The 23,366-nt window shown below is 71.0% G+C and carries 21 protein-coding genes and 1 tRNA gene; 21 read left to right on the forward strand and 1 reads right to left on the reverse strand.

Going from position 1 to position 23,366, the window contains the following annotated elements:
* Nucleotides 1–2: 2 nt before the first annotated feature.
* Nucleotides 3–176, forward strand: coding sequence for a helix-turn-helix transcriptional regulator (locus tag ACIQUQ_RS01160; protein ID WP_403970537.1), 174 nt, complete (start codon nucleotides 3–5; stop codon nucleotides 174–176).
* Nucleotides 173–1,546, forward strand: a complete 1,374-nt coding sequence (locus tag ACIQUQ_RS01165) for a tyrosine-type recombinase/integrase (protein WP_403969741.1) — start codon at nucleotides 173–175, stop codon at nucleotides 1,544–1,546. The genes ACIQUQ_RS01160 and ACIQUQ_RS01165 overlap by 4 nt, the downstream gene beginning before the upstream one ends.
* A gap of 239 nt (nucleotides 1,547–1,785) precedes the next feature.
* On the opposite strand, the gene ACIQUQ_RS01170 is transcribed toward ACIQUQ_RS01165, so the two are convergent.
* Nucleotides 1,786–1,857: transfer RNA gene (locus tag ACIQUQ_RS01170), tRNA-Arg, on the reverse strand.
* Between the two features lie 105 nt (nucleotides 1,858–1,962).
* Here ACIQUQ_RS01170 and ACIQUQ_RS01175 point away from each other — a divergent pair.
* From ACIQUQ_RS01175 to atpE, 19 genes are all read left to right on the forward strand, one after another.
* On the forward strand, nucleotides 1,963–2,463 hold the full coding sequence (locus ACIQUQ_RS01175; protein WP_403969744.1) for a response regulator: 501 nt from the start codon (nucleotides 1,963–1,965) through the stop codon (nucleotides 2,461–2,463).
* A 162-nt stretch (nucleotides 2,464–2,625) separates the two neighbouring features.
* Nucleotides 2,626–3,597 carry an ArgS-related anticodon-binding protein NrtL gene (gene nrtL / locus ACIQUQ_RS01180; RefSeq protein ID WP_403969747.1) on the forward strand — a complete coding sequence of 324 codons (972 nt, stop codon included), beginning with the start codon at nucleotides 2,626–2,628 and terminating at the stop codon, nucleotides 3,595–3,597.
* A gap of 30 nt (nucleotides 3,598–3,627) precedes the next feature.
* Nucleotides 3,628–5,019, forward strand: a complete 1,392-nt coding sequence (lysA, locus tag ACIQUQ_RS01185) for a diaminopimelate decarboxylase (protein ID WP_403969750.1) — start codon at nucleotides 3,628–3,630, stop codon at nucleotides 5,017–5,019.
* A 117-nt stretch (nucleotides 5,020–5,136) separates the two neighbouring features.
* Nucleotides 5,137–6,429, forward strand: a complete 1,293-nt coding sequence (locus tag ACIQUQ_RS01190) for a homoserine dehydrogenase (RefSeq protein ID WP_403969753.1) — start codon at nucleotides 5,137–5,139, stop codon at nucleotides 6,427–6,429.
* Nucleotides 6,430–6,436: 7 nt separating this feature from the next.
* Nucleotides 6,437–7,507 carry a threonine synthase gene (gene thrC / locus ACIQUQ_RS01195; RefSeq protein WP_403662225.1) on the forward strand — a complete coding sequence of 357 codons (1,071 nt, stop codon included), beginning with the start codon at nucleotides 6,437–6,439 and terminating at the stop codon, nucleotides 7,505–7,507.
* Between the two features lie 339 nt (nucleotides 7,508–7,846).
* Nucleotides 7,847–8,764: a homoserine kinase gene (gene thrB / locus ACIQUQ_RS01200; protein WP_403969756.1), complete on the forward strand. Its 918-nt coding sequence runs from the start codon at nucleotides 7,847–7,849 to the stop codon at nucleotides 8,762–8,764.
* Between the two features lie 395 nt (nucleotides 8,765–9,159).
* Complete coding sequence (gene rho / locus ACIQUQ_RS01205) at nucleotides 9,160–11,190, forward strand: transcription termination factor Rho (protein ID WP_403969759.1); 2,031 nt, start codon at nucleotides 9,160–9,162, stop codon at nucleotides 11,188–11,190.
* 322 nt (nucleotides 11,191–11,512) lie between these two features.
* Nucleotides 11,513–13,324 carry a trypsin-like serine protease gene (locus ACIQUQ_RS01210; RefSeq protein ID WP_403969762.1) on the forward strand — a complete coding sequence of 604 codons (1,812 nt, stop codon included), beginning with the start codon at nucleotides 11,513–11,515 and terminating at the stop codon, nucleotides 13,322–13,324.
* A gap of 184 nt (nucleotides 13,325–13,508) precedes the next feature.
* Nucleotides 13,509–14,600, forward strand: a complete 1,092-nt coding sequence (locus ACIQUQ_RS01215; RefSeq protein ID WP_403969765.1) for an LCP family protein — start codon at nucleotides 13,509–13,511, stop codon at nucleotides 14,598–14,600.
* 166 nt (nucleotides 14,601–14,766) lie between these two features.
* Nucleotides 14,767–14,988 carry a 50S ribosomal protein L31 gene (gene rpmE, locus ACIQUQ_RS01220; RefSeq protein WP_030492616.1) on the forward strand — a complete coding sequence of 74 codons (222 nt, stop codon included), beginning with the start codon at nucleotides 14,767–14,769 and terminating at the stop codon, nucleotides 14,986–14,988.
* A gap of 158 nt (nucleotides 14,989–15,146) precedes the next feature.
* Nucleotides 15,147–16,226, forward strand: coding sequence for a peptide chain release factor 1 (gene prfA / locus ACIQUQ_RS01225; protein ID WP_403969768.1), 1,080 nt, complete (start codon nucleotides 15,147–15,149; stop codon nucleotides 16,224–16,226).
* Nucleotides 16,227–16,286: 60 nt separating this feature from the next.
* Nucleotides 16,287–17,132 carry a peptide chain release factor N(5)-glutamine methyltransferase gene (gene prmC, locus ACIQUQ_RS01230; protein ID WP_399948604.1) on the forward strand — a complete coding sequence of 282 codons (846 nt, stop codon included), beginning with the start codon at nucleotides 16,287–16,289 and terminating at the stop codon, nucleotides 17,130–17,132.
* Between the two features lie 46 nt (nucleotides 17,133–17,178).
* Complete coding sequence (locus ACIQUQ_RS01235) at nucleotides 17,179–17,826, forward strand: L-threonylcarbamoyladenylate synthase (protein WP_403969771.1); 648 nt, start codon at nucleotides 17,179–17,181, stop codon at nucleotides 17,824–17,826.
* On the forward strand, nucleotides 17,823–18,485 hold the full coding sequence (locus tag ACIQUQ_RS01240; protein WP_399948609.1) for a protein-tyrosine-phosphatase: 663 nt from the start codon (nucleotides 17,823–17,825) through the stop codon (nucleotides 18,483–18,485). The genes ACIQUQ_RS01235 and ACIQUQ_RS01240 overlap by 4 nt, the downstream gene beginning before the upstream one ends.
* 110 nt (nucleotides 18,486–18,595) lie before the next feature.
* On the forward strand, nucleotides 18,596–19,852 hold the full coding sequence (gene glyA, locus ACIQUQ_RS01245; protein WP_403969774.1) for a serine hydroxymethyltransferase: 1,257 nt from the start codon (nucleotides 18,596–18,598) through the stop codon (nucleotides 19,850–19,852).
* 90 nt (nucleotides 19,853–19,942) lie between these two features.
* On the forward strand, nucleotides 19,943–21,286 hold the full coding sequence (locus ACIQUQ_RS01250) for an MraY family glycosyltransferase (RefSeq protein ID WP_399948980.1): 1,344 nt from the start codon (nucleotides 19,943–19,945) through the stop codon (nucleotides 21,284–21,286).
* A 272-nt stretch (nucleotides 21,287–21,558) separates the two neighbouring features.
* Entirely contained in the window at nucleotides 21,559–21,993 is a 435-nt protein-coding gene (locus ACIQUQ_RS01255; protein WP_403969777.1) for a hypothetical protein, read from the forward strand.
* A gap of 210 nt (nucleotides 21,994–22,203) precedes the next feature.
* Nucleotides 22,204–23,043 (forward strand): F0F1 ATP synthase subunit A, encoded by an 840-nt coding sequence (atpB, locus tag ACIQUQ_RS01260; protein WP_403970540.1) that lies wholly within the window; start codon nucleotides 22,204–22,206, stop codon nucleotides 23,041–23,043.
* Between the two features lie 80 nt (nucleotides 23,044–23,123).
* Nucleotides 23,124–23,351, forward strand: coding sequence for an ATP synthase F0 subunit C (gene atpE / locus ACIQUQ_RS01265; RefSeq protein WP_030386954.1), 228 nt, complete (start codon nucleotides 23,124–23,126; stop codon nucleotides 23,349–23,351).
* Nucleotides 23,352–23,366: the final 15 nt, after the last annotated feature.

Raw genomic sequence — 23,366 nt, forward strand, 5'->3', positions numbered from 1 at the left:
TGATGACCACGGCGGAGATCCTCGCCGAGCTGAAGGGGATCTCACGGCGGACCTTCTACCGGTGGCGCGAGCTCGGCAAGGCACCCAAAGCGTTCACGCTGCCCAACGGCGAGCTGCGGGTTTGGCGCTCCGACTTCCACGCCTGGCTTCGGTCGCGGGAGAGGGCTGCCGCGTGAAGTCGCTGGACGTCAAGATCTGGAGTGTCCGGAAGCGAGACACCAAGCGCCCGTCCTACGACGTTCGCTGGTCCGTGGCCGGGCAGGCCTTCTCCGAGTCCTTCCGGACGAAGGGGCTCGCGGACAACTACCGGTCCAAGCTCATGCGGGCTGCCCGCGACGGGGAGGAGTTCGACACGGCGTCCGGGCTCCCCGGCTCGATGGCAGAGCAGACGGCGACGCTGACCTGGTACGCCTTCGCGCTCAAGTACCTCGCCATGAAGTGGCCCCACGCGGCGCCGAACACCCGGGACGGGATCAACGAGTCCCTGACCTCGGTGACGATGGCGCTCCTCGGAGACCGCCCGGGCCGCCCTGCGGACGCCGAGTTACGAAAGGCCCTGAGGAACTGGGCGTTCGTCCTCCCCGGTCCGGACGACCGGGAGCTGCCGGCCGACGTCGGCAACGTCCTGCACTGGGTTGCCAAGGCATCCCGGCCGCTGTCCGACCTCTCCGACCCGGCCTTGGGGCGGGCGGTCCTCGACTCGCTGAGGATCAAGCTGGACGGGACCGCCGCGGCTGCCGAGACCGTACGACGGAAGCGGCGCACGCTGGTGAACGCTCTGCTGTACGCCGTGGACCTCGGAGAGTTCCGCGAGAGCCCTCTCGCGGCCGTCCGGTGGCAGAAGCCTAAGGTCTCCAACGAGGTGGACCCCCGGGTGGTGGCCAACCCGGAGCAGGCCCGTTCGCTGCTGCATGCGGTCTCGTACGTCGGCGGCTACCGTCGGGCCCGCGGCCGGCGCCTGGTGGGTCTCTTCGCCGGGATGTACTTCGGGGGCTTCCGGCCTGCCGAAGCCGTCGGGCTGTCCGAGCCTGACCTCACCCTCCCGGACTCGGGCTGGGGCACGGCACTGCTGCACCGGACCCGGCCCAGCGTCGGGAAGCAGTGGACCGACTCGGGGCAGAGCCACGACGACCGGGGCCTGAAGAACCGGCCCACGGAAGACGTCCGCCGGGTGCCGATCCCGCCCCAGCTCGTGTCCATCCTCCGCGAGCACCTGGACACCTTCGGCACGGCCGCGGACGGCCGGCTGTTCGCCAGTGCGGGCGGGGGAGTGGTGTCCTCCTCCACGTACTACCGGGCCTGGCAGGAAGCACGGGTCCTGGCGCTGCCACCCGCCGTCGCGGCGACGCCGCTCGCCCACCGGCCGTACGACCTCCGGCACTCGGCGCTCTCCACCTGGCTCAATGCGGGCGTCGACCCGACCGAAGTCGCCGAGCGCGCCGGCAACAGTGTGGAGGTGCTGCTGAGTCGGTACGCGAAGTGCCTGGACGGTCGGCAGGAGGTGGCGAACCGCCGGATCGAGGACCTGTTGCGCGAGTACGAGTGATCGCCGAGTGAGCGGCAAGTGATCTTGCGACGGTGGCGCCGCCAAGGCCCCTGGGACGTGTCCTGGGGGCCTTCTCATTTTCCCGGGCTGACCTGCGCCGATGGACCAAGATCCTGTCCACGAATAGTCCACGGACCCTGACATACGGCTGCTTGCGGCGGCAGTTGGCTGCGCATGCAAGAAGACCCCGTCCTCAGCATCTCTGCTGGTGGCGGGGTCTTTAGGCACTTCGTGCGAAGTGCCCCCGGCAGGATTCGAACCTGCGCACACGGCTCCGGAGGCCGTTGCTCTATCCCCTGAGCTACGGGGGCGGGGTGTTGCCTTGCGGCGACGGAAGGAACACTACCAGCTCCGGAGGGGTGATCAGGAACGGGTTTCGCAGGTCTGTGGGGGCGGGTCGCCCGCAGGGGGTGGAAGTGGGGAAAACCCGGACGCGGGACCCGGAGCGGACCTACTCTCAAGTTGTGCCAGGCGCGTCGGGCCGGGTGCTTGTTGTCGACGACAACAAGGTCATCCGGCAGCTGATCAAGGTCAACCTCGAGCTGGAGGGCTTCGAGGTCGTGACCGCGAGCGATGGTGCCGAATGTCTGGACGTGGTCCATGAGGTGCGGCCCGATGTCGTGACCATGGACGTCGTGATGCCGCGGCTGGACGGGATCAACGCCGCGGCCCGGCTGCGGTCGGACCCGCGGACGCGCCACCTGCCCGTCGCCATCGTCAGTGCGTGCACCCAGTACGACGCCGAGACCGGGGTCGCGGCCGGGGTGGACGCCTTCCTCGCCAAACCCTTCGAGCCCGCGGAGCTGGTGCGGCTCGTGCGGCGGCTGATCGACACCCGGCCGGCTGCGGACGAGCGCCCGGAGGGTGAGGACGGGAGTGGTGAGGGGCGGATGGGGGCCGGGTCCGTCATTCGTTGATCCGGTGATCCGGTGATCCGTTGATCCATGAGCAGTCCGTGCCGGCGTTCGCGTGTGTGGCGGGTCCCTGGGGGCTCGGCCGTGGGTGGATTCCGGCGGCTCGGCGTTCACATGCCGGAATCGGTTCGCGGGGAGGGGGGGCCTCTCCCATACGCTTGTCCCGTGACCCCCGCCGACCTCTCCCGCACCGTGGCGCGTGCCGTGCGCAGCGCCGTCGCGCGGGGTGAGCTGTGCGGTGTGACCGTGCCCGAGCGGGTGGTCGTCGAGCGCACCCGGCCGGGCGGGGTGGGAGAGTACGCCACTCCCGTCGCCTTCCGGGTCGGCAAGGGTGCCGAGGGCGGGCCCCGGCGGGTCGCCGAGGTGCTGGCGAGTTCCCTGTCCCGCGAGCCCGGGATCCGGAGCGTCGTCGTCACCGGCGGCGGGTTCCTCAATTTCGAGCTGCGGCCGGCGGCCGCAGGCGAGCTGGTGCGCGAGGTGGCTGAGAAGGGGAGCGAGTACGGGTTCGTGGACGGGGGCCTTCCCGTCGAGCCCCTCCGCACCAATGCCGGCACCGACGTCCGGCGCCAGGCCGTGTGCGAGGCCGTCGTCCGCCTGCTCCGGGCCCGAGGGGTCGCCGACCCCTACGACGGGCTGGACGTCGCCCCCCTCGCCCGCCGTGACGCCGACGCCGTCGCGCGGTACGGCGACCAGGCCGCCCGGTGGGCCATGCTCAGCGTGCCGCCCGCCGAGGCGCCCGCGTTCCCCGCGTCCCTGCTGGTGCAGACCGAGGACAACCCCTTCTTCCTCGTCCGGTACGCCCACTCCCGCGCCCGCGCCCTGCTCCGCAACGCCGCCCAGCTCGGGTTCGCGCCCGAGACCGGAGCCACCCCCGACCACCACCCCGTACTCCGCGCCCTCGCCGAGTACCCCCTCGTACTGGAAGCGGCCGCCCACCACCGCGCGCCCGACCGGCTGGCCAGGCATCTCGTCACCCTCGGGGATGCCCTGCTCGACCTCCAGCACACGGTGCTGCCCCTCGGCGACGAGAAACCCTCGGCCGCCCACCGTTCCCGCCTGGCCCTCGTCGAGGCCGCCGGGACGGTGCTTGCGGGCGGCCTGTCCCTGCTCGGCATCGACGCACCCGAGACTTCGTAGACGCAGACCGCAGAAAAGAGCCACGCCGTCATGAGCCGTTCCGCACACCCCGCAGGCCCCCGCCACGGTGACGTGCTGCCCGAGAGCCACTACACCGCGCCGCCGGCCGACCTCAACGCCCTTGACGAGAAGGTCTGGTCGCGGACCGTGCGCCGCAACGACGACGGCGTCGTCTCCGTCGGCGGCCTCGAAGTGACGCGCCTCGCCGAGGAGTTCGGCACCCCGGCCTACTTCCTCGACGAGACCGACTTCCGCGCCCGCTGCCGCGCGTGGGCCCACGCCTTCGGCACCGAAGCCGACGTCTTCTACGCCGGAAAGGCCTTCCTCTCCAAGGCCGTTGTGCGCTGGCTCAAGGAAGAGGGGCTCAACCTCGACGTGTGCTCCGCCGGCGAGCTGAGCACCGCGCTCGCCGCCGAGATGCCCGCCGAGCGGATCGCGTACCACGGCAACAACAAGTCCGTCGCCGAGATCCGCCGCGCCATCGAGGCCGGCGTCGGCCGGATCGTGCTCGACTCCTTCCAGGAGATCGCCCGCGTCGCCCACGTCGCCGCCGAGCTGGGCCGGCGCCAGCGCGTCCAGATCCGCGTCACCGTCGGCGTCGAGGCGCACACGCACGAGTTCATCGCCACCGCCCACGAGGACCAGAAGTTCGGCATCGCCGTGGCCGGCGGCCAGGCCGCCGAGGCCGTGCGCCGCGCCCTGGGCCACGAGAGCCTGGAGCTCATCGGCATCCACTCGCACATCGGCTCGCAGATCTTCGACATGGCCGGCTTCGAGGTCTCGGCGCGCCGCGTCGTCCAGCTGCTCGCGGCCGTCCGCGACGAGCACGGCGTGGAGCTGCCCGAGATCGACCTCGGCGGCGGCCTCGGCATCGCCTACACCCCCGAGGACGACCCCCGCGAGCCGCACGAGATCGCCAAGGCCCTCGGCGAGATCGTCACCCGCGAGTGCGAGTCCGCGGGCCTGCGCACCCCCCGCATCTCCGTCGAGCCCGGCCGCGCGATCGTCGGCCCCACCGCCTTCACGCTGTACGAGGTGGGCACGGTCAAGCCGCTGGAGGGCCTGCGGACGTACGTGAGCGTCGACGGCGGCATGTCGGACAACATCCGCACCGCCCTGTACGACGCCGAGTACAGCGTGGCGCTCGTCTCGCGCCGCTCCGACGCGGAACCCATGCTGTCCCGTGTGGTCGGCAAGCACTGCGAGAGCGGTGACATCGTGGTCAGGGACGCGTTCCTGCCCGCCGACCTGGCGCCGGGCGACCTGATCGCCGTACCGGCGACCGGGGCCTACTGCCGCTCCATGGCGAGCAACTACAACCACGCGCTGCGCCCGCCCGTCGTCGCGGTCCGCGACGGGGAGGCGCGCGTGATCGTCCGGCGCGAGACGGAGGAGGATCTCCTGCGTCTCGACCTCGGATAAATGAAATAGACATCTCGCGATCTGGACAGGGGATGGAAAGTCCTGTCCAGTGCGTGAGACTGGTTCACACCGTGCTTGCACGAGCAAGCCGGGTCATGACGAAAGGCGTAGGTCGAGATGATGCGTACGCGTCCGCTGAAGGTGGCGCTGCTGGGCTGTGGAGTGGTCGGCTCAGAGGTGGCGCGCATCATGACGACGCACGCCGACGACCTCACAGCCAGGATCGGCGCGCCCGTGGAACTCGCGGGCGTCGCCGTGCGCCGTCCCTCCAAGGTGCGCGAGGGCATCGACCCCGCGCTGATCACCACCGACGCCACCGCGCTGCTCAAACGCGGTGACATCGACGTGGCCATCGAGGTCATCGGCGGGATCGAGCCCGCCCGCACCCTGATCACCACCGCCTTCGAGCACGGCATCTCCGTCGTCTCGGCCAACAAGGCGCTGCTGGCCCAGGACGGCGCCGCGCTGCACGAGGCCGCCGAGCAGGCGGGGCTCGACCTGTACTACGAGGCCGCCGTGGCCGGCGCCATCCCGCTGGTCCGCCCGATGCGCGAGTCCCTCGCCGGCGACAAGATCAACCGCGTGATGGGCATCGTCAACGGCACGACGAACTTCATCCTCGACAAGATGGACTCCACCGGCGCCGGGTACCAGGAGGCCCTCGACGAGGCCACCGCCCTCGGTTATGCCGAGGCCGACCCGACCGCCGACGTCGAGGGGTACGACGCCGCCGCCAAGGCCGCGATCCTCGCCGGCATCGCCTTCCACACCCGCGTCCGCCTCGACGACGTGTACCGCGAGGGCATGACCGAGGTCAGCGCCGCGGACTTCGCATCCGCCAAGCGGATGGGCTGCACCATCAAGCTCCTCGCCATCCTGGAGCGCGCGGCGGACGGCCAGTCCGTCACCGCCCGTGTCCACCCGGCGATGATCCCGCTCAGCCACCCGCTCGCCTCCGTCCGCGAGGCGTACAACGCCGTCTTCGTCGAGGCGGAGGCGGCCGGCCGGCTGATGTTCTACGGGCCCGGCGCGGGCGGCTCGCCGACCGCCTCCGCGGTCCTGGGCGACCTGGTCGCCGTCTGCCGGAACAAGCTCGCCGAGGCAACGGGGCCCGGCGAGTCGGCGTACACCCAGCTGCCGGTCAGCCCGATGGGCGAGGTCGTCACCCGCTACCACATCAGCCTCGATGTGGCGGACAAGCCGGGTGTCCTCGCGCAGGTGGCCACGGTGTTCTCTGAGCACGGCGTGTCCATCGACACCGTCCGCCAGCAGGGCAAGGACGGCGAGGCGAGCCTCGTCGTCGTCACCCACCGCGCGGCCGACGCGGCCCTCTCGGGGACCGTCGAGGCGCTGCGCAAGCTCGACACCGTGCGCGGTGTCGCCAGCATCATGCGTGTTGAAGGGGAGTAAAGGACCCATGAGCAGCAATCGCACCCATCAGTGGCGAGGGATCATCGAGGAGTACCGGGACCGGCTTCCGGTCACGGAGACGACTCCCGTGGTCACCCTCCGCGAGGGTGGCACCCCGCTCGTCCCGGCCCAGGTCCTCTCCGAGCGCACGGGCTGTGAGGTCCACCTCAAGGTCGAGGGCGCGAACCCGACGGGTTCCTTCAAGGACCGCGGCATGACCATGGCGATCACGAAGGCGAAGGAGGAGGGCGCCAAGGCGGTCATCTGCGCCTCCACCGGCAACACCTCCGCCTCCGCCGCCGCGTACGCGGTGCGCGCCGGCATGGTCAGCGCCGTGCTCGTGCCGCAGGGCAAGATCGCGCTGGGCAAGATGGGCCAGGCGCTGGTGCACGGCGCCAAGATCCTTCAGGTGGACGGCAACTTCGACGACTGCCTCACCCTCGCCCGCCGGCTCTCCGACAACTACCCGGTGGCGCTGGTCAATTCGGTGAACCCGGTGCGCATCGAGGGCCAGAAGACGGCCGCGTTCGAGATCGTCGACGCGCTCGGCGACGCCCCCGACATCCACGTCCTGCCGGTCGGCAACGCGGGCAACATCACCGCGTACTGGAAGGGCTTCAAGGAGTACGCGGCCGACGGCCTCGCCACCCGCACCCCGCGGGTCTGGGGCTTCCAGGCCTCCGGCTCCGCGCCCATCGTGCGCGGCGAGCCGGTGAAGGAGCCGCACACCATCGCCACCGCGATCCGCATCGGCAACCCGGCCTCCTGGGACTACGCCCTCGCGGCCCGCGACGAGTCGGGCGGCTTCATCGACGAGGTGACCGACCGTCAGATCCTGGCCGCCTACCGCCTGTTGGCCTCGCAGGAGGGCGTGTTCGTGGAGCCCGCCTCCGCCGCCTCCGTGGCCGGCCTGCTGAAGGCCGCCGAGCAGGGCAAGGTCGACCCGGGCCAGAAGATCGTGTGCACCGTCACCGGCAACGGCCTGAAGGACCCCGACTGGGCGATCGCCGGCGCTCCGCAGCCGGTCACCGTCCCGGTGGACGCCGAGGCCGCCGCCGTGCGGCTGGGCCTGGTCTAGGACGCCCGAGGGGCCTCCCGTACGCCCGTACGGGAGGCCTCCGCGTAACCGGACCCCCGGTTCGGCCGTTGGCCAGAACCGTGAACGGGTCGCCGCGCCGGACAGCGCAAACCGGCAAGACGGGCCGTACGCAGACAAACGGGCAAGGGTCGCCGCGACACGCATCGTGCGCCTCCTGTGCGCCCTATGTCGCGACAGAACCTTCCTTCGATAGGCTGTACTTACATCCGACCCGCCGCATATGCCCATGGTGCTGCCCCCGGGGCCTTCGGATGCCGTACGAAGTCAAGTACATTCACCGCGAACATCTCGCACAGTCACAAGGAGTGTCATCGAGCGATGGCCGGTCCAGCGTTCCGCGCCGCCGCCGTACGGGTGCGCGTCCCCGCTTCCAGTGCCAACCTCGGCCCGGGCTTCGACGCCCTCGGCCTGGCCCTGGGGCTCTACGACGACGTGGTCGTCCGCGTGGCCGACTCCGGCCTGAACATCGACATCGCGGGAGAGGGCGCCGACAGCCTGCCCCGCGACGAGAGCCACCTGCTCGTACGCTCCATGCGCACCGCCTTCGACCTGCTGGGCGGCCAGCCGCGCGGCCTCGAGGTCGTCTGCGCCAACCGCATCCCGCACGGCCGGGGCCTCGGCTCGTCCTCGGCGGCCATCTGCGCCGGCATCGTCGCCGCCCGCGCCGTGACCATAGGCGGGGAGAACAAGCTCGACGACGCCGCGCTGCTGGAACTGGCCACCGAGATCGAGGGTCACCCCGACAACGTCGCGGCCTGCCTCCTCGGCGGGTTCACCCTGGCCTGGATGGACGGGGGCGCCGCCAGGGCCATCAGGATGGAGCCCTCGGATTCCATCGTTCCGGTGGTCTTCGTACCTTCCAAGCCCGTGCTGACGGAGACCGCCCGCGGCCTGCTGCCGCGCACCGTCCCGCACGTCGACGCCGCCGTCAACGCAGGCCGTGCCGCGCTGCTCGTCGAGGCCCTGACCCGGCGCCCCGAGCTGCTGCTGCCCGCCACCGAGGACCGGCTGCACCAGGAATACCGGGCCCCTGCGATGCCGGAGAGCGTCGCACTGGTCAACCGGCTGCGCGCGGACGGAGTCCCCGCGGTCATCTCCGGCGCGGGACCCACGGTCCTCGCGCTGGCCGAGAACGGCACGGCCGACAAGGTCGCGCTTCTCGCGGGCGAGGGATGGGCGGCCAACCGGCTCGCCCTCGACGCCGCGGGTGCGAGCGTGCTGCCGCTCGCTGGCTAGGTCCTGCTGGTACCGCCCTTGTCGGAAGGGCGCGATTGCCGGTGAGTGAGAGGGGGAATGTCTGTTGGATCCGGTAGTGTTAACCTCAAGTACGCATCCGAAGCCGTCGTGGCTCGGTGCTCAGTGTCCCCTTCAGGGACCACCCTTCTTCCGGGAGCCTCCCCAACTGCTTTGATCACTGCCAGGCAGTTTCGAGCACGCTCCGGAATCGGCGTGACATTCCCACGCTTCCAGCTGGGGGGCTTCTCGCCGGAACCCATGCACGTATTCCTCCGCCGTACCTCTACCGGCGGACCACCGCCCCGACTCGGACCGCACACCAGGGACCGAGGTCGGACAGCACAACCGGTCGCCGAGCCAGACAGGCCGACGTCCGCTCCAGGGAAGGACCCTTCGTGAGCGACACCACCGATCTGATGGGCGCTGCCGACACCAGTGTCGACACCAGCGCGCCCGCGGGTGCTGCTACCCCCAAGCGCCGCCGCGCCGGCACCGGCCTCGAGGGCATGGTCCTGGCCGAGCTCCAGCAGGTCGCCTCGGGCCTCGGGATCAGGGGCACCGCGCGCATGCGCAAGAGCCAGCTGATCGAGGTCATCAAGGAGGCGCAGGCCGGAGGCGGCAGCGCCGCCCCCGCCAAGAGCGCCGGCGAGACCGCCGAGACCAAGCCCAAGCGCCGCGCCACCTCCAAGGCCCGCACCGGCGAGACCGCCGAGGCGCCGGCCGAGGCCCCCGCCGCCGCGCGTGCCGAGAAGCCGGCCGCCCAGCAGCAGATCGACATCCCGGGCCAGCCGGCCGGGGGCACCGCCCGTGCGGGCGACGCCGAGCGCGGGGCGGACGACGCCCCGGCCGGCGAGCGCCGCCGCCGCCGCGCCACCGCCGCCGCCGGCAGCCCCGCCGGTGCCGAGGCCCCGGCGCAGGCCGAGGCCAAGGCCGAGGCCCAGACCGACGCCAAGGCCGAGGCGGCCACCGCCGTCTCCGCCCCGCAGGACGGTGCCGAGGGCCGCGGCCGCCGGGACCGCCGTGACCGCGGCGAGCGCAGCGAGCGTGGCGAGCGCGGTCAGCGCGACCGCCGCGAGCGCGGCAAGGGCGACGAGCAGGGCGGCCAGCAGGGCCAGGGCGGCCAGCGCCAGCAGCAGGCCGGCCGTGGCCAGCAGAACACCGGGCCGCAGGACGACTTCGACGACGAGGGCGGCCGCCGTGGCCGTCGGGGCCGCTACCGCGACCGCCGTGGCCGTCGTGGCCGCGACGAGTTCGGTACGAGCGAGCCGCAGGTCGCCGACGACGACGTGCTGATCCCCGTCGCGGGCATCCTCGACATCCTCGACAACTACGCGTTCATCCGGACCTCCGGCTACCTGCCCGGCCCGAACGACGTGTACGTCTCCCTCGCCCAGGTCCGCAAGAGCGGCCTGCGCAAGGGCGACCACGTCACCGGTGCCGTGCGCCAGCCGAAGGAGGGCGAGCGCCGCGAGAAGTTCAACGCGCTGGTGCGCCTCGACTCGGTCAACGGCATGGCGCCGGAGTCCGGCCGCGGCCGCCCCGAGTTCAACAAGCTCACCCCGCTGTACCCGCAGGACCGGCTCCGCCTGGAGACCGACCCGGGCGTGCTGACCACCCGCATCATCGACCTCGTGTCGCCGATCGGTAAGGGCCAGCGCGGTCTGATCGTGGCCCCGCCGAAGACCGGCAAGACCATGATCATGCAGGCGATCGCCAACGCGATCACGCACAACAACCCCGAGTGCCACCTGATGGTCGTCCTGGTCGACGAGCGTCCGGAAGAGGTCACCGACATGCAGCGGTCGGTCAAGGGCGAGGTCATCTCCTCGACCTTCGACCGCCCGGCCGAGGACCACACCACGGTCGCCGAGCTGGCCATCGAGCGCGCGAAGCGCCTCGTCGAGCTGGGTCACGACGTGGTCGTCCTGCTGGACTCGATCACCCGCCTGGGCCGCGCGTACAACCTCGCGGCGCCCGCCTCCGGCCGCATCCTGTCCGGTGGTGTCGACTCGACCGCGCTCTACCCGCCGAAGCGCTTCTTCGGTGCCGCGCGCAACATCGAGGACGGCGGCTCGCTGACCATCCTGGCCACCGCGCTGGTCGAGACCGGCTCGCGCATGGACGAGGTGATCTTCGAGGAGTTCAAGGGCACCGGCAACATGGAGCTCAAGCTCGACCGGAAGCTCGCCGACAAGCGCATCTTCCCGGCCGTCGACGTCGACCCGTCGGGCACCCGCAAGGAGGAGATCCTCCTCAACAGCGAGGAGCTCAGCATCGTCTGGAAGCTGCGCCGGGTGCTGCACGCGCTCGACTCGCAGCAGGCGATCGAGCTGCTCCTCGACAAGATGAAGCAGACGAAGTCGAACGCCGAGTTCCTGATGCAGATCGCCAAGACGACCCCGTCGTCCGGCAAGAACGACGACTGACGCGGAACGAGCGGCCCGGCCGGAACCGGAACGGGCTTCTCCGGCGTCTAGGACACCGCCCTCGTCACTTCGGTGACGGGGGCGGTGTTCTGCGTCTGCGGGGGAGTGTTCCCCCGCGGCGTGCTCGGGCCGAACTGCCGCACACCGCTGAGGAGTTCGGTGACGGCGCGGTCCCGCGGCCGCGCCGCCCGCCCCGTCGCGGACGCCGGGGTTCCACCCGGTGTACGCGGCGCACGGCCCGTACGCGAACATCGTTGCGCGGCAGCTGCCCACCAGCTGCTCCTGCCCTGCGGCGGCCCCCGCCGCCGCCCGAACCGAAGGAATGCGCGTGCAGATACGCACTCGTGCCGCCCGGCCGTGGCGCAGGCCCGGAACAGTGGTCTCCGTGGCCCTGGCCGTCACCGCCCTGCTCGGTACGGGACTGACCGCCACCGCAGCCCAGGCTGCGGCGCCCGCGGCCGCGGAGTCCCCGCTCCTCGCCGAGGTGGACGCGGCCGGCACCACGGCGGCCGGCACCGGAACGGACGACCGGGACATCGCCGAGCGCGTCGCCGGCTCCATCGACGCGCGCCAGCGCAAGGCCGCCGAGTCGGGGGCGAAGCCCTCGGCGCCGATGATCATCGGCGGTGGCGCGGAGAGCATCGCCAACGCCCCGTGGATGGCGCAGCTCCACTTCTTCGACGACCAGGACACCGAGGACCCCGAGGACGACCTCGGCTTCTTCTGCGGCGGCACCGTCGTCACCCCGACGAAGATCGTCACCGCCGCCCACTGCGTCGACGGCCTCGACTGGACCCGCGACAGCTTCGTCGTCGTCGGCACCAGCCAGCTGCCGACCGTCAACGACGACGACTCGGTCGACTGGCACGGCGGCACGTACCGTTTCGTGAAGCGCCAGTGGAAGCACCCCTCGTACGACGTCGCCACCACCGACAACGACGTGGCCGTCCTCACGCTCAGCTCGCCGGTGACCGTCAAGAACCTGCCGATCGCCCGCTCCACGGACACCTCGCTGTACCAGACGGGCGCCACGGCCAGCGTGTACGGCTGGGGCCGCTACAGCTCGACGAGCGAGGACATCTCCCCGTACCTCAAGCGCGCGGACCTCCCGCTGGTCGCCGACACCACCTGCGACGACTACTGGGGCGACCAGCTGATCAAGGGCCACATGCTCTGCGCCGGCACGCCGGCCTCCGGCAAGGACGCCGGTACCACCTCGTCCTGCATGGGCGACTCCGGCGGCCCGCTGGTGCGCAGCGGCCGGCTGATCGGCATCGTCTCCTGGGGCTCCGTGACCTGCGTGAACGAGGGCTCGTACGGGGTCTACGCCAAGGTCACCGCGTACGCCGGCCCGATCCGCGCCCGCGTGTACGACGCCAACTGGAGCGGCGACTCCACGGCCGACCTGCTCGCCCGCGGCAGCTCCAGCAAGTCGGTGTACCCCTTCCACTCCCGGGTCTCCAGCTACAGCCGGCAGAGCGCCTGGACCACGCTGAGCTCGGCCAACCTGATCACCCAGACCGACCTCGACCGCGACGGCCGCCAGGACGTCATCCGCCGTGACACCGGCGGAGCGGTCTACTGGTCGCACTACGTCTCCGGCACCGGCTGGGTGCACACCAAGACCGTCAGCGACTGGAGCACCCGCCGCCAGATCGTCGCCCCCGGCGACGTGACCGGCGACGACGTGCCGGACCTGCTCAGCGTCACCGAGTCGGGCAACCTCTACATCCACCCGGGCAAGGGCGACGGCACCTTCGCCGCCTCGGTCCTGGTCGGCCCCGGCTGGCAGGCGTACGGCATGGTCCGCGGCCACGGCGACTTCACCGGCGACGGCAAGGCCGACCTGGTGGCCCGCGACTCCTCCGGGTACCTGTGGCTGTACAAGGGCACCGGCACCGCCGGGACCTCGGCCTTCGCCGCCCGCGTCAAGATCGGCGGCGGCTGGAACACGTACAACCGGGTCGTCGCCGTGGGCGACGTGAACACCGACGGCCGCGCGGACCTGCTGGCCCGCGACTCCGCCGGCGCCCTGTGGCTCTACAAGGGCACCGGTTCGGCCACCGCGAGTGCGACGTTCGCCACACGTGTCGCATTCGGAACCGGTTTCGGCGGTTACGACCTGCTCGGTTAAAGCCCAGGTGGGCGCCGGACGACAGCCCGGCGCCACCTCCTCCGCACCGTCACGCTGTGCCCACCGTCTCCACACGGTGGGCACAGCGCGTCGTGCAACCCTTCGGCGGGATCCCCCGTCTCTCCTGGCGGAACGCGGGAGGGGTAGCAGCAGACCCGGGGACGATCGCGGAGACGAGGAGAGCATGACCGAGCAGAGCACGCGCGCGGGGAACGGCAAGGGCCGACGGCGCAAGCGCCCGCCGACGCGACGCAGGGCGCTCACCGTCGCCGCGTGGACCGCCGCCGGCGTGGTGGCGCTCGGCGGCGTGGGCCTCGGCTACGTGTACGTGAAGTTCAACGGCAACCTCAAGAGCGTCGACATCGACGCGGCCCTCGGCGACGACCGCCCGGCCGACGTCGACAACGGTTCGATGGACATCCTGGTCCTGGGATCCGACTCCCGCTCCGGGGCCAACGGGGAGTACGGCGCCGACGACGGCGGCTCCGCCCGCTCGGACACGGCGATGATCGTCCACCTCTACGAGGGCCACAAGAAGGCCGCGGTCATATCCATACCCCGGGACACCCTGGTCACGAGGCCCTCCTGCAGCACCGACGGCGGCGGCACGGACCCGGGCGGCCGGCGGCAGATGTTCAACGAGTCCTTCACCGTGGGCGGCCCCGCCTGCGCCGTGAAGACCGTCGAGAAGATGTCCGGCATCCGCATGGACCACTACCTCGAGGTCGACTTCACCGGCTTCAAGAAGATCATCGACAAGCTCGGCGGCGTCGAGGTCACCACCACGAAGGCGATCAAGGACGGGGCCAGTCACCTCAACCTCGCCGCCGGCACCCACAAGCTCAACGGCGAGCAGTCCCTGGGCCTGGTGCGCACCCGCAAGACCGTCGGCGACGGCAGCGACCTCGGCCGCATCCAGCTCCAGCAGGCCTTCATCAAGGCACTGATCAAGCAGGTCAAGAGCATCGGGGTGTTCGACGACCCCAAGCGCCTGCTCGACGTGGCGGACACCGCCACCAAGGCCATCACCACCGACCGCAAGCTCGGGGACGTGAAGTCCCTTATGGGCTTCGCGGCCGGGCTGGAGGGCATCGAGCCCTCCGGGATGCAGATGGTCACCCTCCCGGTGGGCGCCGACGCCGCCGACCCCAACCGCGTCGTCCCGCTGGAGAAGGAGACCGGGCTCATCTGGGCCGCGCTCCTGCAGGACCGGCCGCTGCCGGCCGCGGCGCTGGAGACGGGTGCGAAGGGCCAGGCCGAGGGCATCCTGAAGTAGCACCCGGAGGCCCCCGGAATACCCGGGCACCCGGGTCGGTTGACGACAGCGTCCCGGAATTTTGACAGGCGTCCCGGTCCTGGCAGACTGGTACGTCGGCCCCGGTTCACGCAGCGCGCAATTCGGCCCCTGCGACCCGGAGCCCTCCCGAAACTAGGAGACACCCTTGAAGCGCGAGATCCACCCCGAGTACGTCGAGACCCAGGTCAGCTGCACCTGTGGCGCGTCGTTCACCACCCGCAGCACCCTGACCGAGGGCACCATCCGTGCCGAGGTCTGCTCCGAGTGCCACCCGTTCTACACGGGCAAGCAGAAGATCCTCGACACCGGCGGCCGCGTGGCCCGCTTCGAGGCCCGCTTCGGCAAGGCTGCCGGCTCCAAGAAGTAGCGAGCCACGGCGCCGGTCGCCGGCCGCCCCCGTTCTCCCGGGGGCGGCGCGACCGGCGCCTTTGTCGTCCCGCGGGCGTGGCCCCGTACGCCGCCCCCGCGGCCGGCGGCCCCCGCACCCCCGCAGCCCTTTCGCTCATTCACTCCAGGAGTCCCCCGATGTTCGAGGCGGTCGAGGAACTGGTCGGCGAGCACGCCGACCTCGAGAAGCAGCTCGCCGACCCGTCGGTCCACTCCGACCAGGCCAACGCGCGCAGGCTGAACAAGCGCTACGCGGAGCTGACCCCCATCGTGGGCACCTTCCGCGCCTGGAAGCAGACCGGCGACGACATCGACACCGCCAAGGAGTTCGCGGCCGACGACCCGGACTTCGCGGCCGAGGTCAAGGAGCTCACCGCGCAGCGCGAGGAGCTCACCGAGAAGCTCCGCCTGCTGCTGGTGCCGCGCGACCCGAGCGACGACAAGGACGTCCTCCTGGAGATCAAGGCGGGCGCGGGCGGCGACGAGTCCGCCCTGTTCGCCGGCGACCTGCTGCGCATGTACCTGCGGTACGCCGAGCGCGTGGGCTGGAAGACCGAGATCATCGACTCCACCGAGTCCGAGCTCGGCGGCTACAAGGACGTCCAGGTCGCCGTGAAGACCAAGGGCGGCCAGGGCGCGACCGAGCCCGGCCAGGGCGTCTGGGCCCGCCTGAAGTACGAGGGCGGCGTGCACCGCGTGCAGCGCGTGCCGGCCACCGAGTCCCAGGGCCGGATCCACACCTCCGCCGCCGGCGTCCTCGTGACCCCGGAGGCCGAGGAGGTCGACGTCGAGATCAACATGAACGACCTCCGCATCGACGTGTACCGCTCGTCCGGTCCCGGCGGCCAGTCCGTCAACACCACCGACTCCGCCGTGCGCATCACGCACCTCCCGACCGGCGTCGTGGCGTCCTGCCAGAACGAGAAGAGCCAGCTCCAGAACAAGGAGCAGGCCATGCGCATCCTCCGCTCGCGGCTGCTGGCCGCCGCGCAGGAGGCCGCCGAGCAGGAGGCCGCCGACGCCCGCCGCAGCCAGGTGCGCACCGTCGATCGGTCCGAGAAGATCCGTACGTACAACTTCCCGGAGAACCGGATCTCGGACCACCGGGTCGGGTTCAAGGCGTACAACCTGGACCAGGTCCTCGACGGCGACCTCGATGCGGTCATCCAGGCCTGCGTCGACGCCGACTCCGCCGCGAAGCTCGCGGCCGCGCAGTAAGACGCAAGACGCGCCGTAACACCGCGCGGTAACACCTCGTACGGACTCGCTGGAGGAAGCGTGAACCTGCTGCTCGCGGAGGTGGCCCAGGCCACCCAGCGGCTGGCCGCCGCGGGCGTGCCCTCACCGCGCTTCGACGCGGAGGAGCTCGCCGCCTTCGTCCACGGCGTCAAACGGGGAGAGCTGCACACCGTCAAGGACGCCGACTTCGACGCGCGCTACTGGGAAGCGGTGGCGCGCCGCGAGGCCCGCGAACCGCTGCAGCACATCACCGGACGCGCCTTCTTCCGCTACCTGGAGCTCCAGGTGGGCCCGGGCGTCTTCGTGCCCCGGCCCGAGACCGAGTCGGTCGTGGACTGGGCCATACACGCCGTACGGGCGATGGACGTGGTCGAGCCGCTGATCGTGGACCTGTGCACCGGCTCCGGCGCGATCGCGCTGGCCATGGCGCAGGAGGTGCCGCGGTCCCGGGTGCACGCCGTCGAGCTGTCCGAGGACGCGCTGGTCTGGACGCGCAAGAACGCGGACGGCTCGCGGGTCACCGTCCACCAGGGCGACGCGCTCACCGCGCTCCCCGAGCTGGACGGCCAGGTGGACCTGGTGATCTCCAACCCGCCGTACATCCCGCTCACCGAGTGGGAGTACGTCGCCCCGGAGGCCCGGGACCACGACCCCGAGATGGCGCTGTTCTCGGGCGAGGACGGCCTCGACACCATCCGCGGCCTGGAGCGCACCGCGCACCGGCTGCTGCGCCCCGGCGGCGTCGTCGTGATCGAGCACGCCGACACCCAGGGCGGCCAGGTCCCGTGGATCTTCGCCGAGGAGCGGGGCTGGGCCGACGCGGCCGACCACCCCGACCTGAACAACCGGCCGCGCTTCGCCACCGCCCGCAAGGCGCTGCCGTGATGACCCCCGACACCGTTCCGACCACGCTCCACGAGGAGGCCCGCTGATGGCCCGGCGATACGACTGCAACGACGCGACGGACCGCAAGACGGGCCTGCGCGAAGCCGCGTCCGCCGTGCGCCGCGGCGAGCTCGTGGTGCTCCCCACGGACACCCTGTACGGCATCGGCGCCGACGCCTTCAGCTCCGAGGCCGTCGCCGACCTGCTGCGCGCCAAGGGCCGGGGCCGCAACATGCCCACGCCCGTGCTGATCGGCTCCCCGAACACCCTCCACGGCCTCGTCACGGACTTCTCCGAGCAGGCCTGGGAACTGGTCGACGCCTTCTGGCCGGGTGCCCTCACGCTCGTCGCGCGCCACCAGCCCTCCCTCCAGTGGGACCTCGGCGAGACCGGCGGCACCGTGGCCGTCCGCATGCCGCTGCACCCGGTGGCGATCGAGCTGCTGACCGAGGTCGGCCCGATGGCCGTCTCCTCGGCCAACCTGTCCGGCCACCCGGCGCCGGAGGACTGCGACGCGGCCCGCGAGATGCTCGGCGACTCCGTCTCCGTCTACCTCGACGGCGGCCCGACCCCCGGCATCGAGCCGTCCTCCATCGTCGACGTCACCGGCAAGGTGCCCGTCCTGCTGCGGGAAGGTGCCCTGACGGCGCAGCAGCTGCGGGAGGTCGTACCCGACCTCGAGGTGGCGCCGTGAGCCCTGAGGGCCGTGGCATAGATGGGACCGCCTTCCGCATCCTCCATGTCAGCACCGGCAACGTCTGCCGGTCCCCGATCACCGAGCGGCTGACCCGGCACGCCCTGGTGGAGCGGCTCGGCGAGCCGCTCCCGGGCGCCGACGGCACCCACCGCATCGGGGGCCTCATCGTCGAGAGCGCGGGCACCTGGGGGCACGAGGGTGCCCCCATGGAGGCCAACGCCGCCGAGGTCCTCGCCGACTTCGGCGCCGACGCCTCCGGGTTCACCGGGCGCGAGCTGCTGGACGAGCACGTCATCCGGGCGGACCTGGTGCTGACCGCCACCCGGGACCACCGGGCGCAGGTCATCTCCATGGGCCACTCGGCGGGCCTGCGCACCTTCACGCTGAAGGAGTTCACCCGCCTGGTGCGGGCCATAGACCCCGCCACGCTGCCGCCCCTGGACGAGGGCACCGACGGCATGGTGGAGCGCGCCAGGGCCCTCGTACGGGCCGCCGCGGCCCTGCGCGGGTGGCTGCTGGCCCCCAGCGCCGAGGCGGACGAGGTGTACGACCCGTACGGCGCACCCATCTCCTTCTTCCGCTCCATCGGCGACGAGATCCAGCAGGCCCTGGATCCGGTGGTCACCGCCCTGACCGGGGTCGGCGCCCGCCACTGAGGCGTCGGCCGGACGGCACGGCACGGGGGTAATCCGTCCGTTTCCGGTGCGTTTGGGAGGGGTGCGGCCTACAGTGGCCGTACTGCACCCCCACGCGCCGGAGCCGCGCCATGACCGTCACACAGGTTCACCGCCCCTGGGCAGCCGACTTCGACGCCCTGCGCCGGCAGGACCCCGAGCTGGCCGACGTCCTGCTGGGGGAGACCCGCCGGCAGGCGCGCGGGCTGCAGCTGATCGCCGCGGAGAACTTCAACTCCCCGGCCGTACTGGCCGCCCTGGGCTCGCCGCTGGCGAACAAGTACGCCGAGGGCTACCCGGGCAAGCGCCACCACGGCGGCTGCGAGTACGTCGACGTGGCCGAGCGCATCGCCTGTGACCGGGCCACCGCCCTGTTCGGCGCCGAACACGCGAACGTCCAGCCGCACTCCGGGTCCGCGGCCGTGCTGGCCGTGTACGCCGCGCTGCTGCGGCCGGGGGACACCGTGCTGGCGATGGGGCTCCCGTTCGGCGGACACCTCACCCACGGCTCGCCCGCGAACTTCTCCGGCCGCTGGTTCTCCTTCGTCCCGTACGGCGTCGACGCCGAGACCGGGCTGATCGACTACGAGCAGGTGTGGGCGCTGGCCGACAAGCACCGCCCCAAGGCCATCGTGGTCGGCTCGATCTCGTATCCGCGGCACCCGGACTACCTCGCCTTCCGCGAGATCGCCGACGAGTTGGGCGCGTACCTGGTCGCCGACGCCGCGCACCCGATCGGCCTGGTGGCCGGCGGAGCGGCCCCGAGCCCCGTCCCGTACGCCGACGTCGTCTGCGCCACGACGCACAAGGTGCTGCGCGGCCCCCGCGGCGGGATGATCCTGTGCGGCGCGAACCTGGCGGAGCGGGTCGACCGCGCGGTGTTCCCCTTCACGCAGGGCGGCGCGCAGATGCACACGATCGCGGCCAAGGCGGTGGCGTTCGGGGAGGCCGAGGCGCCCGCGTTCACCACGTACGCCCATCAGGTGGTCACCAATGCGAGGGTTCTCGCGGCGGCCCTGGAGCGGGAGGGCCTGTCGGTCGTCACCGGCGGCACCGACACCCACCTGATCACCGCGGATCCCGCGCCGCTGGGCGTCGACGGGCCGACCGCCCGGGGCCGGCTGGCCGCCGCGGGGATGGTCCTCGACACCTGCGCCCTGCCGTACGGGAACCAGCGGGGCCTCCGGCTCGGCACGGCGGCGGTCACCACCCAGGGGATGGAGGAGGCGGAGATGGAGCGGATCGCGGGCTTCTTCGGCGCGGCCGTGCGGGGCGAGAGCACGGGGCCCGAGGAGGCCGCGGAGCTGGCCGGTGCGTTCCCCCCGTATCCCGTCCCGGAGGGGCACTGAGCCGTCCGCAACCGGGCAGGGGTGAACGTGTGTCCTCACCTCTGGGGACATCGCAGCTAATGTGTGGGGCTGAGATGGCCGGCGATACATCTGGGGCAGCCCGTGCGTGAATACCTGCTGACGCTGTGCGTCACGGTCGCGGTGACCTACCTGCTGACCGGACCCGTGCGGAAGTTCGCGATCGCGGCCGGGGCGATGCCGGAGATCCGGGCGCGTGACGTGCACCGCGAACCGACTCCGCGCCTCGGCGGCATCGCCATGTTCGGCGGGCTGTGCGCGGGTCTGCTGGTGGCGGACCACCTGGAGAACCTCAACGGCGTCTTCGAGCTGTCGAACGAGCCACGGGCGCTGCTCTCGGGAGCGGCGCTGATCTGGCTGGTGGGCGTCCTCGACGACAAGTTCGAGATCGACGCGCTGATCAAGCTCGGCGCGCAGATGATCTCGGCGGGCGTGATGGTCATGCAGGGCCTGACCATCCTGTGGCTGCCCATCCCGTTCGTCGGCACGGTCTCGCTCACCCAGTGGCAGGGCAACCTGCTGACGGTGGCGCTGGTGGTCATCACCATCAACGCGGTGAACTTCGTGGACGGCCTGGACGGACTCGCGGCCGGCATGGTGTGCATCGCCTCGGCCGCGTTCTTCCTGTACGCGTACCGCATCTGGTTCGGCTACGGCATCGAGGCGGCGGCCCCCGCGACCCTCTTCGCGGCCATCCTGATGGGCATGTGCCTGGGCTTCCTGCCGCACAACATGCACCCGGCCCGGATCTTCATGGGCGACTCCGGGTCGATGCTGATCGGCCTGGTGCTGGCGGCGGCGGCCATCTCCATCACCGGCCAGGTCGACCCCGACGCGATGGCCCTGTGGGCCGGCGGCGAGCGGAACGCGACCCACGCGATGCTGCCCGTCTTCATCCCGCTGGTGCTGCCGCTGACGATCATCGCGATCCCGATGGCCGACCTGATCCTGGCCATCGTGCGGCGGACCTGGAACGGCCAGTCGCCCTTCGCGGCCGACCGCGGGCACCTGCACCACCGGCTGCTGGAAATCGGACATTCGCACAGCCGCGCGGTGCTGATCATGTACTTCTGGTCGGCGCTGATCGCCTTCGGCGCGGTGGCGTACTCGGTGCACTCCGCCTCGATGTGGATCGTGCTGCTGATCGTCGCGCTGAGTGCCGTCGGGCTGGTCCTGCTCCTCCTGCCGCGCTTCACGCCGCGTGCTCCGCGCTGGGCCGAGAGCCTGGTCCCGCCGCGCTACCGGCACTCCGCGAGGGCGGCCGAGGCGGCCGCGGAGGCGGCCGCGCTGGACGCCACGGGCGAGGAGCCGGTCCGTACGCCCGTCGTCGCCGGCGTCTCGGGCGTCAACGGAGCGACCGCCGTGGGCCCCCGTTCGCGCTTCCCCGACCGGCGGAAGGCCGGATCGGCGCGCTGACGTAAGGGACATCCGCGCCCTATACCAGACAAACCAAAGGCTCGTCTTGCACAGACGCGCGGATTAACTCTCATGTGTGACAGTCGGCACACCCAGCAGGTAAAGACCTCATCAAATAGTTTGTGATACCGTTCACTAAACCCGGCGACAGAGCCGAAGGACCGTAGTGCGACGGTCCGTCGGCCCGAGGCTCGACCTCGGTCCGGGCTTACGCTCGTGCCTGTACGAGACCCCCTGTGCACCACCCCCACCACCACGCGGAGTAACCCGTCATGCGGTCGAATGACGCCCGATCTCTCCTGCACGCCGCCGTACCCACCGCTGTCGCCGGCGCCATCGCCGCAGTCGTCAGCGGCGTGGTCGCCGGCGGCAAGGGTGCGGTCGGCGCCGTCGTCGCCACCCTGGTGGTGATCCTGTTCATGGGTCTCGGGCTGGTCGTACTCCAGCGCACGGCACGTTCTCTGCCGCACCTTTTCCAGGCCATGGGGCTCATGCTCTATACGGCCCAGATTCTGCTGCTGTTCATCTTCGTCGCCGTGTTCAAGAACACCACGCTGTTCCATCCCAAGGCCTTCGCGATCACGCTGGTGGTCACGACCCTGGTGTGGATCGGCGCGCAGACCCGGGCGCACATGAAGGCCAAGATCCTTTACGTCGAACCCGATTCCGACGCTGACAAGCCCGGAAACTCGGGGTCGAAGCCGTGAAAGGTAGGGCCGGGATAAGTGCGCGTTCGGGATCCTGCTATCGTCCGGTGCCAACTGCGGCACTGCGGGCGCGGGCATCTGAGCTGACGCCTGCTCATTCGCGAGGCTCAATGCCTGACAGCCGCCCCCACATCCGTAACACCAGTCCAGTGCCGAACCGCGGCTGCGCGCCGCGCCGACACAACGAGGTTGCCGTACCTATGCGCCACGCTGAAGGAGCCCGCGGTGAGTGCTGACCTGACGCAGGTGCTCGCTTTCGAGACCGACTGTCACATCTTCGACGGATGTGGCTTCCCCGGTCCGGGCCTGCACTCGTTCCTCTTCGAGCCGCTGTGGGGAAACGCCGACGGTAACGGCGCGTACTTCAACAAGCCGATGCTGCTGGCGCTGCTGGGCTCGCTCATCATCGTGGGCTTCTTCTGGGCCGCCTTCCGCAAGCCGAAGGTCGTCCCCGGCAAGGTCCAGATGGTCGCCGAAGCCGGCTACGACTTCGTCCGCCGCGGCATCGTCTACGAGACGCTGGGCAAGAAGGAGGGCGAGAAGTACGTCCCCTTCATGGTCGCGACGTTCTTCTTCGTCTGGATGCTGAACCTCTGGTCGATCATTCCGGTCGCCCAGTTCCCGGTGACCTCGATCATCGCGTACCCCGCGGTCCTCGCCCTGATCGTCTACGCCATCTGGATGTCGGTCACCTTCAAGCGCCACGGCTTCGTCGGCGGCCTGAAGAACCTCACCGGCTACGACAAGTCGCTCGGTGGCGTCCTTCCGCTGGTCATGGTCATCGAGTTCTTCTCGAACGTCCTGGTCCGCCCCTTCACCCACGCGGTCCGACTCTTCGCCAACATGTTCGCGGGTCACACCCTGCTGCTGCTCTTCACGATCGCCAGCTGGTACCTGCTGAACGGCATCGGCATCGCCTACGCGGGCGTCTCGTTCGTGATGGTCATCGTGATGACCGCCTTCGAGCTCTTCATCCAGGCTGTCCAGGCGTACGTCTTCGTCCTCCTGGCCTGCAGCTTCATCCAGGGCGCGCTCGCCGAGCACCACTGAGCCAGGCCCGCTCCGCTCAGCCCCCCGATTCGTCCGGTGGCCAACCCCCACCGGTCCGTGAAAGAGAAGGAAGAACTGGCATGTCCCAGACCCTTGCCGCCGTCACCGGCTCCCTCAGCTCCGTTGGCTACGGTCTCGCGGCCATCGGCCCCGGCGTCGGCGTCGGCATCATCTTCGGCAACGGCACCCAGGCCCTGGCCCGCCAGCCCGAGGCCGCCGGTCTGATCCGCGCCAACCAGATCCTCGGCTTCGCCTTCTGTGAGGCGCTCGCCCTCATCGGTCTGGTTATGCCGTTCGTCTACAGCTGACGAACCGCGACCACT

The sequence above is a fragment of the Streptomyces sp. NPDC101118 genome (assembly GCF_044759445.1).
Taxonomy (GTDB): Bacteria; Actinomycetota; Actinomycetes; order Streptomycetales; family Streptomycetaceae; genus Streptomyces.